Source organism: Streptomyces sp. NPDC002306 (assembly GCF_053593435.1).
In genome coordinates this window covers 130,471-145,540 of record NZ_JBSFCK010000014.1, presented here as the reverse complement: position 1 = coordinate 145,540, position 15,070 = coordinate 130,471, and the positions used below count along the sequence as shown (strand labels likewise).

The window sequence follows — 15,070 nt, the reverse complement described above, 5'->3', positions numbered from 1 at the left end:
CGCGGGGCGGACCCGTGTGTCAGGCGCAGGGTGGGGAGGGCTGGAAGTTGGCGCAGAGCAGTGTGCGGGGGGAGGCGCCCGCGGTGGACGGCACGATGTCGCTCACACCGCAGGACCGGAACGTACCGGTGGACCAGGCACAGCACGACGGTGGGGGCCGTCAGGGCGGTGGCGAGGGCAGCGGCAAAACCGGCAGACCGGGCCGCAGGCGGCGCGTGTTGCGCTGGTCGGCGACGGTGATGGCGGTGGTCATACTCGGGACCGCGGGCGCCGGTTACCTGTACTACCGGCACCTGAACGGGAACATCCAGAAGGACGCCCTGAACATCGGTGACGAGAAGGACAGGGCGGCGCAGTCGCAGGCCAACTCGGCGGGCCAGACCCCGCTGAACATCCTGCTGATCGGTTCGGACGCGCGGGACACCGAGGAGAACCAGAAGCTCGGCGGCGCCAAGGAGACGTTCGGCGGGGTTCCGCTCGCCGACGTCCAGATGCTGCTGCACGTCTCCGCCGACCGCTCCAACATGTCGGTCGTGAGCATGCCGCGCGACACCCTGCTCGACATCCCCAAGTGCACGGACCCGGACACCGGCAAGGTGTATCCGGCGAGCACCTCGACCGTGATGACGAACGAGTCGCTGGGGCGCGGCGGTCCGGGCTGCACGGTGGCGACGTGGGAGAAGCTCACCGACATCCACATCGACCACTTCATGATGATCGACTTCGCGGGTGTGGTGTCGATGGCGGACGCCATCGGCGGGGTGCCGGTCTGTGTGAGCGACAACGTCCACTCGCACACCTCCACCGGCCACGGTTCGGGCCTCAAACTGAAGAAGGGCACGACGTCGATCAAGGGCGAGCAGGCCCTCCAGTGGCTGCGCACCCGGTACGGCTTCGAGGACGGCAGTGACCTCGCGCGTGCCAAGGCGCAGCACATGTACATGAACTCGATGGTCCGCGAGCTGCGTGCCAGCGCCAAGCTGAGCAGCCCGAACAAGCTGCGCAAGCTCGCCGAGGCGGCCACGCGGGCGATCACCGTCGACGACGGTCTGGGCACCATCACGAAGATGTACGACCTGGCGACCGAGCTCAAGAAGGTGCCGACCGACCGCATCACGATGACGACGATGCCGAACGAGTACGTCGGCGCGCGCGTGAAGCCCACCGAGGACGCCGCGAAGCTGTTCCGTCTGGTGCGCGAGGACATCGCCCTCGACGGCAAGGACAAGAAGAAGACCACCGCCACGCCGGCGGCCCAGGACCCGGCGGCCGCGGACGACCGGATCGCGGTCCAGGTCCGCAACGGCACCATGACCAGCACTCTGGGCCCGGTCGGCGGACGGGCGACGGCGGTGACGCAGTCGCTGGTCGGCAAGGGCTTCACCGAGGCGAAGGCGGACACCTCGGCGGCCACGGCCGAGGAGACCACGCTGGTCCGTTACCCGAGCGCCGACCTCAAGGGCGACGCGCAGCGGGTCGCGAAGGTCCTGGGCATCCCGGCGACCGCGGTGGAACAGTCCACCTCCGTGTCCGGGGTGACGCTCGTGGTGGGCGCGGACTGGCGGTCGGGTACGGCGTACAAGGCGCCGGCGGCCGACGACAAGACCCCGGAGTCGGCGGAGGCGATCAACGCGTCCGACACCTCGCAGTGCATGCAGGTCAACCCGGACTACACCTGGTAGACCGGCGGCACCCGCACGCACTTCGGCCCGGACCGCGAGAACGCGGTCCGGGCCGATACGTTTCTGCAAACCCACCCGGCCCACACGGGCCGATCAGGCCGATCAGTGGGAGCTGAGCACCGCGGGACGCCGGGACGCCATGACCTTGCGGGCCAGCGACCTGGGGCTGGTGAGGAAGCCCCATCCCCACGACATGTGCATGGCGGCCAGGGCCACGGGGATCCGCAGCCGTGCCTTCAGCGGCAGTCCCCTGCCCGCGGGCAGCGACCCGGCGGCGATCGCCGCGAGGTAACCGCCGGGGATCACCAGGGCCCACGGGGTGAGCGCGACGCCCACCACGACGCCCGCGGCGATCGCGCACACCGCGGTCGGCGGGGCGAGGTAGCGCAGGTTGATGGAGCCCTCGTGGTAGCGGGCGACGACGTGCCGCCAGCGGCCGTAGTCCTTGTACTGCTTGGCGAGCGCCTTCACGCTGGGGCGCGGCCGGTACGAGACCCTCAGCTCGGGCGAGAACCAGATGAGGCCGCCCGCCTCCCGGATCCGGAAGTTCAGCTCCCAGTCCTGGGCGCGGATGAACTCCTCGTTGTAGCCGCCCTGCTGTTCCAGCGCCGCGCGCCGGAAGACGCCCAGATACACCGTCTCGGCCGGGCCGGCCTGTCCGCCCGTGTGGAAGGCGGCGTTGCCGACACCGATCTTCGAGGTCATGGCCGCGGCGACCGCGTGCTCCCAGTCGTTCTCGCCCTCGGCGTGCATGATGCCGCCGACGTTCTGCGCGCCGGTCTCCTCCAGGAGCCGTACGGCGGTGGCGATGTAGTTCGGCGAGAGCATGCCGTGACCGTCGACGCGCACGACGATCGGATGGCGGGAGGCCTTGATCGCGGCGTTCAGGGCGGCGGGCGTGCGACCGGTCGGGTTCGGCACGGTGTGCACGCGCGGATCCCCGCGGACGAGTTCGGCGGCGATCTCGTCCGTACGGTCCGTGGACGGACCGATGGCGATCACGACCTCCATCTCGCCGGCGTACTCCTGGGCGAGGATCGCTTGGACGGCTCCGCGCAGATGCCGTTCCTCGTTGAGGACGGGCATGATCACGGACACGGCGGGAAGCTGCACGTCGGACTTGGCGTTCATCGGTGCTCACGTTACCGCGAACGGGGGACACCGGTGCGCGCCGCCGGGTGACCTGCCGGGCGACAGATCGTATCGGCCTACTGTTTCCACGGATCCCACGTACGGCCCTCGTCCGGAGGTGTCCCCTTGCCCACACCGCCCCGTTCCCCCGCCCGGCCGCAGCGCCGCCCGCAGCCGTCCCGCCGCCCGCCGCGGCCACCCGTACGGCGCAGGAAGCCGCGCTGGGCCATGCGGGCGGTGACGACGCTGTCGGTGGTGGTGCTCGCCGCCGCCGGGATCGGACACTCCGTGGTCGCGAGCCTGGACGCGGGCATCGCCCGGGTCGACCCCTTCAAGGACATGAAGAACCGCCCCCGCGCGGGCCACGGCATGAACGTCCTGCTGGTCGGCACCGACGGCCGCGAGAAGATCACCGAGGCCGAGCGGCGCGCGTACCGGCTCGGCGGCGCGCCCTGCCACTGCACCGACACGATCATGATCGTGCACATCTCCGAGGACCGGGAGCGGGCGAGCGTGGTGAGCCTGCCGCGCGACAGCTACACCGACACGCCCCCGCACACCGACCAGACCACCGGCAAGGAGCACGCCGGCCACCCGATCAAGCTGAACGCCGCGTACGCGGAGGGCGGGCCGCAGCTGACCGTGCGCACGGTCGAGAACATGACCCGGGTGAAGATCGACCACTACCTGGAGGTCGACTTCACCAGCTTCATGAAGACGGTGGACGTGCTCGGCGGGGTGCGGATCTGCACCACCCAGCCGCTGAAGGACTCCTACACCGGACTCGACCTGCCGGCCGGCGCCCACACGCTGACCGGCGGCCAGGCGCTCCAGTACGTCCGCTCCCGGCACGTCGACGGCGCCTCCGACCTCGGCCGGATGCAGCGCCAGCAGCGCTTCCTGGCGGCGCTGGTGGACCGGGCCACGTCCTCCGGGGTGCTGCTGAACCCGATCCGGTTCCGGGACGTCACCCGGGCGGTGCTGGGCTCGGTGCGCGCGGACAAGGGCTTCGGCACGGACGAACTGCTGGACCTGGGCCGCGCGATGCGCGACTTCTCGCCGTCCTCCTCGGAGTTCACCACCGTGCCCATCGGCCAGATGGGATACGCCGTCAAGGGCATCGGCTCGACGCTGAAATGGGACCCCGTCAGGTCCGGGCGCCTCTTCCAGGCCCTGCGCGACGACCACCCCCTGGCCACGCCCCGTCCCCACAGCACGGTGGTGCGGGTGGCGGTGGCCCCGCAGCAGATCCGGGTCCAGGTGGAGAACGGCACCGGCACCGCCGGGCTCGGCAAGCGGGTGGACGCCGCCCTGGCCGCCACCGGCTTCCGCACCAGCCACCGTCCCGTGAACGCCGCCGACCGCGACGTGGCGCGCACGGTCATCGTCTACGACCCCCGCTGGGACCGTTCGGCGAAGTCCCTCGCGGCCGCCCTGCCGGGCAGCGAGCTGCGGCCGGTGCGCGACCAGGGGGCCGTACTGAAGGTGATCGCCGGGTCGGACTTCCGGGAGGTGCGGAAGGTGCGGGCGGAGGCGCAGCAGTACCGGGGCCGGTTCGAGGCGGCCCGGGGTGACGAGGTGGGGTGCGCTCACTGACCCGCGGGGGCCGTCGTCGCGGAGGCCCGCCGGGAAGCCGTGATCGCGTCCTGGCCGGTCCGGGCCGCCCCGGCGCCCGATGGCGGGGGGCGGCCCGGAGGCGTACGACGGAAGGGAACGGGGCCCGCGCCCGGGCCCCTCTCACTCCCCGGGAGAAGCCATGACCCAGCCCGGAACCATGACGGCCATGAGCAAGGACATGCAGGACTGCGTCGAGGCCTGCATGGCCTGCCACACCATGTGCGAGGAGACCATGAGCTCCTGCCTGCACAAGGGCGGCCAGGCCCAGATGCAGATCATGCGCGCGCTGATGGACTGCTCCGAGATGACCCGCATGTGCGCCGACATGATGATGCGCCGCTCGCCGATGTCCGCCGAGATGTGCGCCCTGTGCGCGAAGGCCTGCGACATGTGCGCCGAGGCGTGTATGTCCATGCCGGACGACGAGCAGATCATGCGCTGCGCCGAGTCCTGTCGCCGCTGCGCCGAGTCGTGCCGCTCGATGGCGAGCGTACGGATGTGACATCGGCCCGGGCGTGACGTCGGCCTCGGCACGACATCGGCCCGGCATGACATCGGCCCGGCCCGCTTCGAGGGCGCCCCGCGGGGTGCCCTCGTTGCGTCGTGGCAGTCCGGCCGCGGCCGGTCAGCCGAACAGCGGCTCCAGTGCCCGCGCCAGGTCCGGCGCCGTACGGAAGTGCACGGTCCGCATCCCCAGGGCGGCCGCCGCGGCGATGTTCTCCGCGGTGTCGTCGACGAACAGGCACCGGTCGGGGCGGACGCCCGCCCGGGCCGCCGCGAGTTCGAGGATGCGGGGGTCGGGCTTGGCGAGGCCCACCCGGGCGCTGCTGACGACGTGGTCGGCGAGGTCGGTCAGCCCGAGCGAGTCGAGGTCGGCCTCCAGGCCCAGCGTGGCGTTGGTCACGAGGACCAGCGGTACCCGGGTGCGGACCCGGCGCAGCAGGGACACCACCGCGTCGTCGGCGTGGAAGGGCGACTCCAGCAGGGCGGTGCCGAGCTCCCAGGCGGTCGCGTCGGGCACCAGCCCGGCCAGCCCCTGGGCGATGGACCCCACCCACTCCTGCTCGGTGGCCAGGCCCAGCAGCACCGGCAGGTCGACCTCCGGTGCGAAGGCCACCTTCATCGTGGTGCCCTCGGCCAGTCCGGCGGCGCGCTCCAGCGCCTCCAGACCGGACGGGTCGAAGTGCCGTACGACGTTGTCGACGTCGCACAGCACCGCGTCGAACGGCCTTCTGTGCCCGGGGCCGCCGGTCGGGTCAGTCACCCGACACCGTCACCTTCTCGTCGTTGTTCAGCTCGTCGACCAGCTTCTTGACCTTCGCCTTGTCCCAGACGAGGTTGCCGCCGGAGGAGCCCGAGATCGGCATGTTCATCGAGACGCCGTCGCCGCCGTTGACGCCCTTCATCGCGAAGAACATGGAGCCCAGGTCCCACAGACCCATGTCCTTGTCGACGATCAGGGAGTCCAGGCCCGCGCCCATGGTCGGGTAGAACGTGAAGGGGTTCAGGAGCGTCGAGGGGGTCGCCACCTGGTGGGCCAGTGCCGCCAGGAACTTCTGCTGGTTCTTCGTGCGCTCCAGGTCGGACGCGGCGAAGGCGTGCCGGGTACGGACGAAGGCCAGGGCCTCCTCGCCGTTCAGGGTCTGCTTGCCGGCCTTGAAGTCGGCGCCCGAGTACTTGTCCTTGAACGCCTTGTCGATGGTGATGTCCACCCCGCCGACCGCGTCCACGATGCTCGCGAAGCCGTTGAAGCCGATCTCCACGTAGTGGTCGATGTGCAGGCCGGTGTTGAACTCGACCGTGCGCACCAGCAGCGTCGGCCCGTCCTCCGCGTACGCCGCGTTCAGCTTGCTGTGCCGGCCCGTGCCCTTGAAGGTCTTGCCGGACTCGGAGCCCTGGTACGTCGGTATCTCCACGTCCGAGTCACGGGGCAGCGAGATCAGCGTGTCGCCGTTGCCGCCGACGTGCAGGATCATCATCGAGTCGGTGCGCTTGCCCTCGGCGGAGCCGGTGTGCAGCGCCTTCTTGTCGGCGGCGGACAGGCCCTCACGGCTGTCGGAGCCGACGATGAGGTAGTTCGTGCCGTCGCCCGCCTCGGGCCGGTCGATGACCTTCGACAGGTCGACCTCGCGCCGCAGCTTGCCGTCGGCCCAGAAGTACGTGCCGATCGTCGTCACCGCCAGCACGGTCACCACGGTGATCGCCGTCCACTTGATGCGGCGGCGCCAGTTCGGCCGGGGCCGCGCCCCGTACGCACCGGGGCCCTCCGGACCGCCGGGACCGCCGCCACCGGGCGCGCCGTAGACGTGGCCCGTGTTGTAGCCGCTGTCGTAGCCCTGGCCGTCGTCATAGCCCTGGCCGTCGGTGTACGACGGCTGCTGCGGGACGCCGCCTCCGTACGGCGGCGCGGACGGACCGGGACCGTAGCCGCCGCCCTGTCCGGGCGGAGCCGTAGGGCCACGACGGACCTGCCGCATCACGCGCGCACTCTCGGGCTGTGCGTTCGCGCTGCCGCGTCCGTACTGGCGGCCACCGTTTTCGTCGGACCATGCCTCGGGCCAATCGCTCATGGGCCCCAGTGTGCAGGGATCCCCCATGTGGCTTACAAGGGTCGTCGGAAAATCACAGCCCCGCTGTTGCCAAGCTGACACAAATTCCCGGGTTGTCGGCTCCGCATAGGGTGGGGGTCATGACAGACCAGGCCTTCGCAGTGGAGTCGGAGACGCCGGACATCGCCGGCAAGCCCACCTCCGCCTCCCGCACCACCCTCAGCCACATCATGACCCACAACGACACCAACCTTCTGGGCACGGTGCACGGCGGGGTGATCATGAAGTTGGTCGACGACGCGGCGGGCGCGGTGGCCGGCCGGCACAGCGGTGGTCCGGCTGTCACGGCGTCCATGGACGAGATGGTGTTCCTGGAGCCGGTCCGCGTCGGCGACCTCGTGCATGTGAAGGCCCAGGTCAACTGGACCGGCCGGACCTCGATGGAGGTCGGCGTGCGGGTCCTGGCCGAACGCTGGAACGAGTCCGCCCCGGCCACCCAGGTCGGCTCGGCGTACCTGGTGTTCGCCGCGGTCGACGCCGACGGCAGGCCGCGCCGGGTACCGCCGGTGTCCCCGGAGACGGAGCGCGACAAGCGCCGCTACCAGGAGGCCCAGATCCGCCGCACCCACCGCCTGGCCCGCCGCCGAGCGATCATGGAACTCCGCGAACGCCGCGCGGCGGAGGGCATCACGGACTGAGGCCTGCCGTCGCGCGAGCCGGCCAGACGTCCGAAGGACTCCGGGATCACCGAGCCCGGCGGGACGGACCATCGTCGGCCACCCGTCCGTCGGGAAAGCGCACCGGGTCCCGCAGGAGTCGGATGTAGACGTCCTCGTACACCACACCGAAGGGGCCGGTGTCCGCTCCGGCCTGCTCCGCCTCGATGATGTCGATGGAGCCCGGTCCGTCGTCGTTGCGGAAGAGGTCGGGCTGCTCTTTCCGCAAGCGGGTGTAGTCGTCCACGAAGCCCCCCGGGCACGCGACCAGATCAGCTGGGTCAGCGGGCGCCCGTGCGCCCACGGGATACGTCCTATCCAGACCGGCCCATGGTCATGCCGTCGCCCGGGACGCGGAAGGCCCGCCCGGCGGGGGAGACCGGCGGGCGGGCCTTCGTGCTGTGTCCGGCGTCGCGGGGGTGCCGTTACGGCAGGTTGCGCGCCATCACGATGCGCTGGACCTGGTTCGTGCCCTCGTAGATCTGGGTGATCTTCGCGTCGCGCATCATGCGCTCGACCGGGTAGTCACGGGTGTAGCCGTAACCGCCCAGCAGCTGGACCGCGTCCGTGGTGACCTCCATCGCCACGTCCGAGGCGAAGCACTTGGCGGCCGCGCCCTGGAAGGTGAGGTCCTTGTCACCCCGCTCCGACTTGGCGGCCGCCGCGTACGTCAGCTGGCGCGCGGCCTCGATCTTCATGGCCATGTCGGCGAGCATGAACTGGATGCCCTGGAAGTCGGCGATCGGCTTGCCGAACTGCTTGCGCTCCTGGACGTAGCCCTTGGCGTAGTCGAGGGCGCCCTGGGCGATACCGAGGGCCTGGGCCGCGATGGTGATGCGGGTGTGGTCCAGGGTCTTCATCGCCGTGGCGAAGCCGGTGCCCTCCTCGCCGATCATGCGGTCCGCGGGGATGCGGACGTTGTCGAGGTAGACCTCGCGGGTCGGGGAGCCCTTGATGCCGAGCTTCTTCTCCGGGGCGCCGAAGGAGACGCCCTCGTCCGACTTCTCGACCACGAAGGCCGAGATGCCCTTCGAGCGCTTCGTCGGGTCCGTGACCGCCATCACCGTGTAGAACTCGGAGACACCCGCGTTGGTGATCCAGCGCTTCACGCCGTTGAGGACGTAGTGGTCGCCGTCACGGACGGCCTTCGTCTTCATGCCGGCCGCGTCGGAGCCCGCGTCGGGCTCGGAGAGGCAGTACGAGAACATCCCCTCGCCGCCGGCGAGCGGGGTCAGGTACTTCTTCTTGAGGTCCTCGCCGCCGGAGAGGATCACCGGGAGCGAGCCGAGCTTGTTCACCGCCGGGATCAGGGAGGAGGACGCGCACGCCCGCGCCACCTCCTCGATCACGATCACCGTGGCCAGCGCGTCCGCGCCCGCGCCGCCGTACGACTCGGGAACGTGCACGGCGTGCAGGTCGCCCGCGACGAGTGCGTCGTGCGCCTCCTGCGGGAAACGCGCTTCCTCGTCCACCGCGGCCGCGAACGGCGCGATCTTCGCGTCGGCCAGCGAGCGGATGGCGTCGCGGAGCATGTCGTGCTCCTCGGACGGGCGGTACAGGTCGAAGTCAGCCGATCCGGCCAAGGTCTCTCACGCTCCAAGGACACTGCGCTAATTACCGTTAAGTAACCCAAATTTTAGGGGCCCGCCCACGCCACAGGTACGTGAGCTTGGCGACAGAGGGAAATGTGCCCGTTGAAGGGGCGACGCACGCCCCGACTATGCTCGGTCAGCGCATCCGACGCCGTACACCCCAGGAGCACGCATGCCCGCCCTCAGGATCACCGTGATCGGCACCGGTTATCTCGGCGCCACGCATGCCGCGGCCATGGCCGAGCTCGGCTTCGAGGTGCTCGCGCTCGACATCGTGCGCGAGAAGATCGAGATGCTGGAGCGGGGCGAGACCCCGATGTACGAGCCGGGGCTCGAAGACCTGCTGCGCCGGCATGTCGCCGGGTTCGAGGGCAGCACCGGACGGCTGCGCTTCACCCAGGACTGGGCGGAGGTCGGGGCCTTCGGCGACATCCACTTCGTCTGTGTGAACACCCCGCAGAAGCACGGCGAGTACGCCTGCGACATGTCGTACGTCGACTCCGCCGTCGCCTCGCTCGCGCCGCATCTGGCCCGTCCCGCGCTGGTCGTCGGCAAGTCCACCGTGCCCGTCGGTTCCGCCGACCGGCTGGCCCGCATGATCGCCGAGCTGGCGCCGGCCGGCGCGGACGCCGAGCTGGCCTGGAACCCAGAGTTCCTGCGCGAGGGTTTCGCCGTCCAGGACACCCTGCACCCCGACCGGATCGTGGTGGGCGTGCGCAGCGAACGCGCGGAGAAGCTGCTGCGGCAGGTGTACGCCACCCCCGTCGGCGAGGGTTCCCCGTTCGTCGTCACCGACTTCCCCACCGCCGAGCTCGTGAAGACCTCCGCGAACTCCTTCCTCGCCACCAAGATCTCCTTCATCAACGCGATGGCGGAGGTCTGCGAGGCGGCGGGCGGCGATGTCGCCAAGCTGGCGGAGGCGATCGGACACGACGACCGGATCGGCAAGAAGTTCCTGCGGGCCGGGATCGGCTTCGGCGGCGGCTGTCTGCCGAAGGACATCCGGGCGTTCATGGCGCGCGCCGGTGAGCTGGGCGCCGACCAGGCGCTGACCTTCCTGCGCGAGATCGACTCCATCAACATGCGCCAGCGCGGACAGATGGTGGAGCTGGCCCGGCAGGCGCTGGGCGGCGGCCCCTTCCTGGGCAAGCGCGTCGCCGTGCTCGGCGCCACCTTCAAGCCCGACTCGGACGACGTACGGGACTCCCCCGCGCTGAACGTCGCCGGTCAGATACACCTCCAGGGCGGCCAGGTGACCGTCTACGACCCCAAGGGCATGGACAACGCGCGCCGGGTCTTCCCGACGCTGGGCTACGCCGACTCGGCGCTGGAGGCGGTGCGGGGCGCCGACGTCGTGCTGCACCTGACCGAGTGGCGGGAGTTCCGGGAGCTGGACCCGGCGGAGCTCGGCGAGGCCGCGGCGGCCCGGCTGATCCTCGACGGACGCAACGCGCTCGACCCCGAGCTGTGGCGCAAGGCCGGCTGGACGTACCGGGCGATGGGCCGCCCGACCGCCTGAGCGGGTCCGCCGGAAGAGCTACCCGCCGGAAGAGGGGCCGGCCGGAAGCGGCGCCACCCGAAACGGTCCGGCCGGGACCGGCTCGTCGAGAGTCCGTCGTCGGTGCGGGCCGTGGGCGCGGTTCGAGCGGGGCCGCGCGGGTTCTGTTCGTGCGGCCGCGCCGGCGGGCCGGACAGGGCGATGCCGGTTCGGCCGAGGCTCAGTCGGCCGAACCGGCATCTGGCTGCATTCTGCCGCACCCGGCCGCCGCGTGACGCGGGAACCACCTGTGCGTCGGTCGCCCTTGCCAGACCCTTACCGCTCCTTGGCGGCCTCCGCGGCCTCCTTGGACCGGTACCGGCGCATCTTCGCGCGCGCCCCGCACACCGACATCGAGCACCAGCGGCCCCGGCCCGCCGGACTGCGGTCGTAGTACGCCCAGTGACAGGTCACCGCCTCACAGGCCTTCAGCCGGCTCCAGGTGCCCGCGACCAGGGACTCCGCCACGGCGGCCGCGATCCGGGACGGCAGGGGCGCCCCGGCACCGGGGGCGAGCCGGGCGGAGCCGTCCCGCTCGTCGACCGTCACGTAGAGCGGTGCCGCCGCCAGCAGCGCTCCCAGCGGGGGCGCCTCGCGGTACGGCGGACGGCCCGCGTGCGCGAGCAGCGCCGTGCGCAGCGCTTCCCGCAGGTCGCGCGCGGCCGGCAGCTCGTCCGGGGCGAGCCCGAGGCGCGCCATGCCGTCGGGCGTGTCGAGGGCGTCGGCGCCCGTCTCGATGTCCAGCGTGTTCACCAGGGACTCGATCAGAGCCAGGCCGCCCGGTGCGGGCGATCTCTCACTCATCGCGGCACGCCACCTCCCGCAGCCCCTCCCACAGCCGGTATTTCCCTTGTGACGTTACTCCCAGCACGCGAGCATGGGGTAACGGTTACTGGTTACCCGTCTCTACGGGTAACGCTCGTAGCTACGGGTACCGCTCGTACGTATCGCCGATCGAGGAGGAAGTCATGGCACTCGCCAAGCTGGACGTCGTCGTCCTGGACTGTCCCGACCCCCGGGCCCTGGCCGGTTTCTACGCCGCCGTACTGGGCGGCACCACGGTGGAGAACGACGACTGGATCGACCTGAAGCTGGACGACGGTCGGACGCTGGCGTTCCAGGCCGCGCCGGGACACGTACCGCCGAAGTGGCCCGCGCCCGACGCCTCGCAGCAGTTCCACCTGGACCTGACCGTCGAGGACCTGGACGAGGCCGAGAAGGGTGTCCTGGCGCTCGGCGCGCGGCCGCTGGACGTCGAGGACCGCACGCGCAGCTTCCGGGTCTACGCGGACCCGGCCGGGCACCCGTTCTGTCTCTGCGCCGGCTGACCGGGCGGTCCGGCGGACCGCCCGGGGCGGGGTGGCCGACGCGGTCGGCCACCCCGTCGCGCGGCGTCAGCCGTCGAGGGACTCGATCGTCGCGTTGGAGGGCGCGCGGGTGGCCCGCAGGCCGCTCGCGACGTCCTCGGCCGCGCCCAGCACCCGTACCGAGTTCTGCCAGGTCAGCTTGGCCAGGTCGGGCCTGGACCAGCCGCGGTCGAGAAGCTCGGCGATCAGGTTGGGATACCCGGAGACGTCGCTGAGGCCGTCGGGGGTGAACGCCGTGCCGTCGTAGTCGCCGCCGATGCCGAGGTGGTCGATGCCGGCGACCTCGCGCATGTGGTCGAGGTGGTCGGCGACCGTCGCGACCGTGGCGACGGGGCGCGGGGTGCTCTCCTCGAAGGCCTGGTGGACCCGCATCGCCTCGACCGTGGTGTCCAGGTGGTGGAAACCGTGGGCGCGCATGTTCGCGTCGGCCGCGGCCGTCCAGTCGACCGCCGCCTGGAGCACGAACTTGGGCACGAACGTGACCATGGCGATACCGCCGTTGGCGGGCAGCCGCTCCAGGACGTCGTCCGGGATGTTGCGCGGGTGGTCGCAGACGGCCCGGGACGAGGAGTGCGAGAAGATCACCGGCGCGGACGAGGTGTCCAGCGCGTCGCGCATGGTCGTCGCCGCCACATGGGACAGGTCGACGAGCATGCCCAGCCGGTTCATCTCCCGGACCACCTCGCGGCCGAAGGCGGACAGACCGCCGACCGCCGGCTTGTCGGTCGCCGAGTCCGCCCACGCCACGTTGTCGTTGTGGGTGAGGGTCAGGTAGCGCACGCCGAGGTCGTACAACCCCCGCAGCGTGCCGAGGGAGTTGGCGATCGAGTGGCCGCCCTCGGCCCCCATGAGGGAGGCGATCCGGCCCTCGGACCGCGCCGCCTCCATGTCCGCCGCCGTCAGCGCGCGGCGCAGATCCCGCGGGTGGCGGTCGAGCAACTGCCGTACGCAGTCGATCTGTTCCAGAGTCGAGGGCACCGCGTCGGGCAGGTCCGAGCGGACGTAGACCGACCAGTACTGCGCGCCGACGCCGCCCTCGCGCAGGCGGGGGATGTCGGTGTGCAGATGGGCGTCCTGAGGGGTGGCGATGTCGCGGGCGTCGAGGTCGTAGCGGACCTGTTCGCGCAGGGCCCAGGGGAGGTCGTTGTGACCGTCCACGACCGGGAATTCGGCGAGGAGCGCGCGGGCTTCGTCGAGGGAGGTCATCGGCTCACTTCCCGAAGCCGAAGCCGTTGCCGCCGTCGACCTTGGCACGCAGTCGCTTGCCCTTCTCGGTGGCCTGGTCGTTCAGCTCCTGCTGGAAGTCCCGCATCCGGGCCAGCAGGTCCTCGTCGTGGGTGGCGAGGATCCGGGCCGCGAGCAGTCCCGCGTTGCGGGCGCCGGCGACGGAGACGGCCGCGACCGGGACCCCGGCCGGCATCTGCACGATCGACAGCAGCGAGTCCATGCCGTCCAGGTACTTCAGCGGCACCGGGACGCCGATGACCGGCAGCGGGGTGACCGAGGCCAGCATGCCAGGCAGGTGGGCGGCGCCGCCCGCACCCGCGATGATCACCTTGATGCCCCGGTCGGCGGCCTGCTCGCCGTACGTGACCATCTCGCGCGGCATGCGGTGCGCGGAGACCACGTCGACCTCGTACGCGATCTCGAACTCGTCCAGGGCCTGGGCGGCGGCCTCCATGACGGGCCAGTCGGAGTCCGACCCCATGACGATGCCTACAACAGGGCTCATTCGGTGATCGTGCCTCTCAGGTAGCCGGCAGCGTGACGGGCGCGCTCCAGCACGTCGTCGAGGTCGTCGCCGTAGGTGTTGACGTGGCCGACCTTGCGGCCGGGCTTCACGTCCTTGCCGTACATGTGGATCTTCAGCTGGGGGTCGCGCGCCATGCAGTGCAGGTACGCGGAGTACATGTCCGGGTAGTCGCCGCCGAGGACGTTCACCATGACCGTCCACGGCGCGCGCGGGCGCGGATCGCCGAGGGGCAGGTCGAGGACGGCCCGGACGTGGTTGGCGAACTGGGAGGTGATCGCGCCGTCCTGCGTCCAGTGGCCCGAGTTGTGCGGACGCATGGCGAGCTCGTTCACCAGGATCCGGCCGTCCGCCGTCTGGAACAGCTCGACGGCGAGATGGCCGACGACACCGAGTTCCTTGGCGATCCGCAGCGCCATCTCCTCGGCCCGCAGCCCGAGGCCCGCGTCGAGGCCGGGGGCGGGGGCGATGACCGTGTCACAGACGCCGTTCACCTGGCGGGACTCGACCACCGGGTAGGCGACGGCCTGGCCGTGCGGGGAACGCACGACGTTCGCCGCCAGCTCCCGTACGAAGTCGACCTTCTCCTCGGCGAGGACCGGGACACCGGCCCGGAAGGGTTCGGCGGCCTCCTCGACGGAGTCCACCACCCACACGCCCTTGCCGTCGTACCCGCCGCGGACGGTCTTCAGGACGACGGGGAATCCCCCACCGCCCTCGGCCGCGAAGGCGGCCACGTCCTGTGGATCGGAGACGATGCGGTGCCGTGGGCACGGCACGCCGATCGCGGTGAGCTTCGCCCGCATCACGCCCTTGTCCTGGGCGTGCACGAGCGCGTCGGGGCCCGGCCGGACGGGGATGCCGTCCGCCTCCAGGGCCCTGAGGTGCTCGGTGGGCACATGCTCGTGATCGAACGTGATCACATCGCACCCGCGTGCGAACGCGCGCAGCGTGTCCAGGTCGCGGTAGTCGCCGATGACGACTTCGCTCACGACCTGTGCCGCGGAATCCTGTGGGGTGTCACTGAGGAGCTTGAACTTGATGCCGAGCGGGATGCCTGCCTCGTGTGTCATACGCGCGAGCTGGCCCCCGCCGACCATGCCGACTACCGGGAACGTCACGCCCCCAG

The 15,070-nt window shown here is 71.1% G+C and carries 15 protein-coding genes; 6 read left to right on the top strand and 9 right to left on the bottom strand.

Annotation, left to right across the window (positions count from 1 at the left end; genetic code table 11):
- The first annotated feature begins 95 nt into the window (after positions 1-95).
- Entirely contained in the window at positions 96-1,682 is a 1,587-nt protein-coding gene (locus tag ACWCQK_RS25970; RefSeq protein WP_451158817.1) for an LCP family protein, read from the top strand.
- Between the two features lie 102 nt (positions 1,683-1,784).
- Here the strand turns inward: ACWCQK_RS25970 and ACWCQK_RS25965 are convergent, their stop codons facing one another.
- Positions 1,785-2,813, bottom strand: coding sequence for a glycosyltransferase family 2 protein (locus tag ACWCQK_RS25965; protein ID WP_451158755.1), 1,029 nt, complete (start codon positions 2,811-2,813; stop codon positions 1,785-1,787).
- A gap of 126 nt (positions 2,814-2,939) precedes the next feature.
- Here ACWCQK_RS25965 and ACWCQK_RS25960 point away from each other — a divergent pair, with 126 nt between their 5' ends.
- Entirely contained in the window at positions 2,940-4,409 is a 1,470-nt protein-coding gene (locus ACWCQK_RS25960) for an LCP family protein (protein ID WP_451158753.1), read from the top strand.
- Positions 4,410-4,569: 160 nt separating this feature from the next.
- A complete protein-coding gene (locus ACWCQK_RS25955; RefSeq protein ID WP_451158751.1) occupies positions 4,570-4,932 on the top strand; it encodes a four-helix bundle copper-binding protein in 363 nt (120 codons plus the stop codon).
- A 123-nt stretch (positions 4,933-5,055) separates the two neighbouring features.
- Here ACWCQK_RS25955 and ACWCQK_RS25950 read toward each other — a convergent pair whose 3' ends face one another.
- Positions 5,056-5,694 carry an HAD family hydrolase gene (locus tag ACWCQK_RS25950; RefSeq protein WP_451158749.1) on the bottom strand — a complete coding sequence of 213 codons (639 nt, stop codon included), beginning with the start codon at positions 5,692-5,694 and terminating at the stop codon, positions 5,056-5,058.
- Complete coding sequence (locus ACWCQK_RS25945; protein ID WP_451158747.1) at positions 5,687-7,000, bottom strand: LCP family protein; 1,314 nt, start codon at positions 6,998-7,000, stop codon at positions 5,687-5,689. Before ACWCQK_RS25945 ends, ACWCQK_RS25950 begins: the two co-directional genes overlap by 8 nt.
- A gap of 119 nt (positions 7,001-7,119) precedes the next feature.
- Between ACWCQK_RS25945 and ACWCQK_RS25940 the strand changes: the two genes are divergently transcribed.
- Positions 7,120-7,677 carry an acyl-CoA thioesterase gene (locus tag ACWCQK_RS25940; RefSeq protein ID WP_451158745.1) on the top strand — a complete coding sequence of 186 codons (558 nt, stop codon included), beginning with the start codon at positions 7,120-7,122 and terminating at the stop codon, positions 7,675-7,677.
- A gap of 46 nt (positions 7,678-7,723) precedes the next feature.
- On the opposite strand, the gene ACWCQK_RS25935 is transcribed toward ACWCQK_RS25940, so the two are convergent.
- Both ACWCQK_RS25935 and ACWCQK_RS25930 read right to left on the bottom strand, forming a co-directional pair.
- Positions 7,724-7,942: a hypothetical protein gene (locus ACWCQK_RS25935; RefSeq protein WP_451158743.1), complete on the bottom strand. Its 219-nt coding sequence runs from the start codon at positions 7,940-7,942 to the stop codon at positions 7,724-7,726.
- Positions 7,943-8,120: 178 nt separating this feature from the next.
- Entirely contained in the window at positions 8,121-9,278 is a 1,158-nt protein-coding gene (locus tag ACWCQK_RS25930; protein ID WP_451158741.1) for an acyl-CoA dehydrogenase family protein, read from the bottom strand.
- 181 nt (positions 9,279-9,459) lie between these two features.
- Between ACWCQK_RS25930 and ACWCQK_RS25925 the strand changes: the two genes are divergently transcribed.
- Positions 9,460-10,806, top strand: coding sequence for a UDP-glucose dehydrogenase family protein (locus ACWCQK_RS25925; RefSeq protein WP_451158739.1), 1,347 nt, complete (start codon positions 9,460-9,462; stop codon positions 10,804-10,806).
- Positions 10,807-11,100: 294 nt separating this feature from the next.
- Here the strand turns inward: ACWCQK_RS25925 and ACWCQK_RS25920 are convergent, their stop codons facing one another.
- Positions 11,101-11,628 (bottom strand): CGNR zinc finger domain-containing protein, encoded by a 528-nt coding sequence (locus ACWCQK_RS25920; protein ID WP_451158737.1) that lies wholly within the window; start codon positions 11,626-11,628, stop codon positions 11,101-11,103.
- A 164-nt stretch (positions 11,629-11,792) separates the two neighbouring features.
- Between ACWCQK_RS25920 and ACWCQK_RS25915 the strand changes: the two genes are divergently transcribed.
- On the top strand, positions 11,793-12,152 hold the full coding sequence (locus ACWCQK_RS25915) for a VOC family protein (protein WP_451158735.1): 360 nt from the start codon (positions 11,793-11,795) through the stop codon (positions 12,150-12,152).
- A 66-nt stretch (positions 12,153-12,218) separates the two neighbouring features.
- Here the strand turns inward: ACWCQK_RS25915 and ACWCQK_RS25910 are convergent, their stop codons facing one another.
- The 3 genes from ACWCQK_RS25910 to ACWCQK_RS25900 are packed head-to-tail and all read right to left on the bottom strand — an operon-like array spanning position 12,219 to position 15,062.
- Complete coding sequence (locus ACWCQK_RS25910; protein ID WP_451158733.1) at positions 12,219-13,397, bottom strand: dipeptidase; 1,179 nt, start codon at positions 13,395-13,397, stop codon at positions 12,219-12,221.
- A gap of 4 nt (positions 13,398-13,401) precedes the next feature.
- A complete protein-coding gene (gene purE / locus ACWCQK_RS25905; RefSeq protein WP_451158731.1) occupies positions 13,402-13,923 on the bottom strand; it encodes a 5-(carboxyamino)imidazole ribonucleotide mutase in 522 nt (173 codons plus the stop codon).
- The gene (locus ACWCQK_RS25900) at positions 13,920-15,062 is read right to left on the bottom strand and encodes a 5-(carboxyamino)imidazole ribonucleotide synthase (protein ID WP_451158729.1); all 1,143 of its coding nucleotides are present in this window, start codon (positions 15,060-15,062) and stop codon (positions 13,920-13,922) included. The genes purE and ACWCQK_RS25900 overlap by 4 nt, the downstream gene beginning before the upstream one ends.
- Positions 15,063-15,070: the final 8 nt, after the last annotated feature.

Coding starts and splice junctions, on each gene's coding strand:
- ACWCQK_RS25915 (WP_451158735.1), top strand. CDS start 11,793: ATGGCACTCGCCAAGCTGGACGTCGTCGTCCTGGACTGTCCCGACCCC.
- ACWCQK_RS25965 (WP_451158755.1), bottom strand. CDS start 2,813: ATGAACGCCAAGTCCGACGTGCAGCTTCCCGCCGTGTCCGTGATCATG.
- ACWCQK_RS25945 (WP_451158747.1), bottom strand. CDS start 7,000: ATGAGCGATTGGCCCGAGGCATGGTCCGACGAAAACGGTGGCCGCCAG.
- ACWCQK_RS25910 (WP_451158733.1), bottom strand. CDS start 13,397: ATGACCTCCCTCGACGAAGCCCGCGCGCTCCTCGCCGAATTCCCGGTC.
- ACWCQK_RS25925 (WP_451158739.1), top strand. CDS start 9,460: ATGCCCGCCCTCAGGATCACCGTGATCGGCACCGGTTATCTCGGCGCC.
- ACWCQK_RS25970 (WP_451158817.1), top strand. CDS start 96: ATGTCGCTCACACCGCAGGACCGGAACGTACCGGTGGACCAGGCACAG.
- ACWCQK_RS25940 (WP_451158745.1), top strand. CDS start 7,120: ATGACAGACCAGGCCTTCGCAGTGGAGTCGGAGACGCCGGACATCGCC.
- ACWCQK_RS25955 (WP_451158751.1), top strand. CDS start 4,570: ATGACCCAGCCCGGAACCATGACGGCCATGAGCAAGGACATGCAGGAC.
- ACWCQK_RS25920 (WP_451158737.1), bottom strand. CDS start 11,628: ATGAGTGAGAGATCGCCCGCACCGGGCGGCCTGGCTCTGATCGAGTCC.
- purE (WP_451158731.1), bottom strand. CDS start 13,923: ATGAGCCCTGTTGTAGGCATCGTCATGGGGTCGGACTCCGACTGGCCC.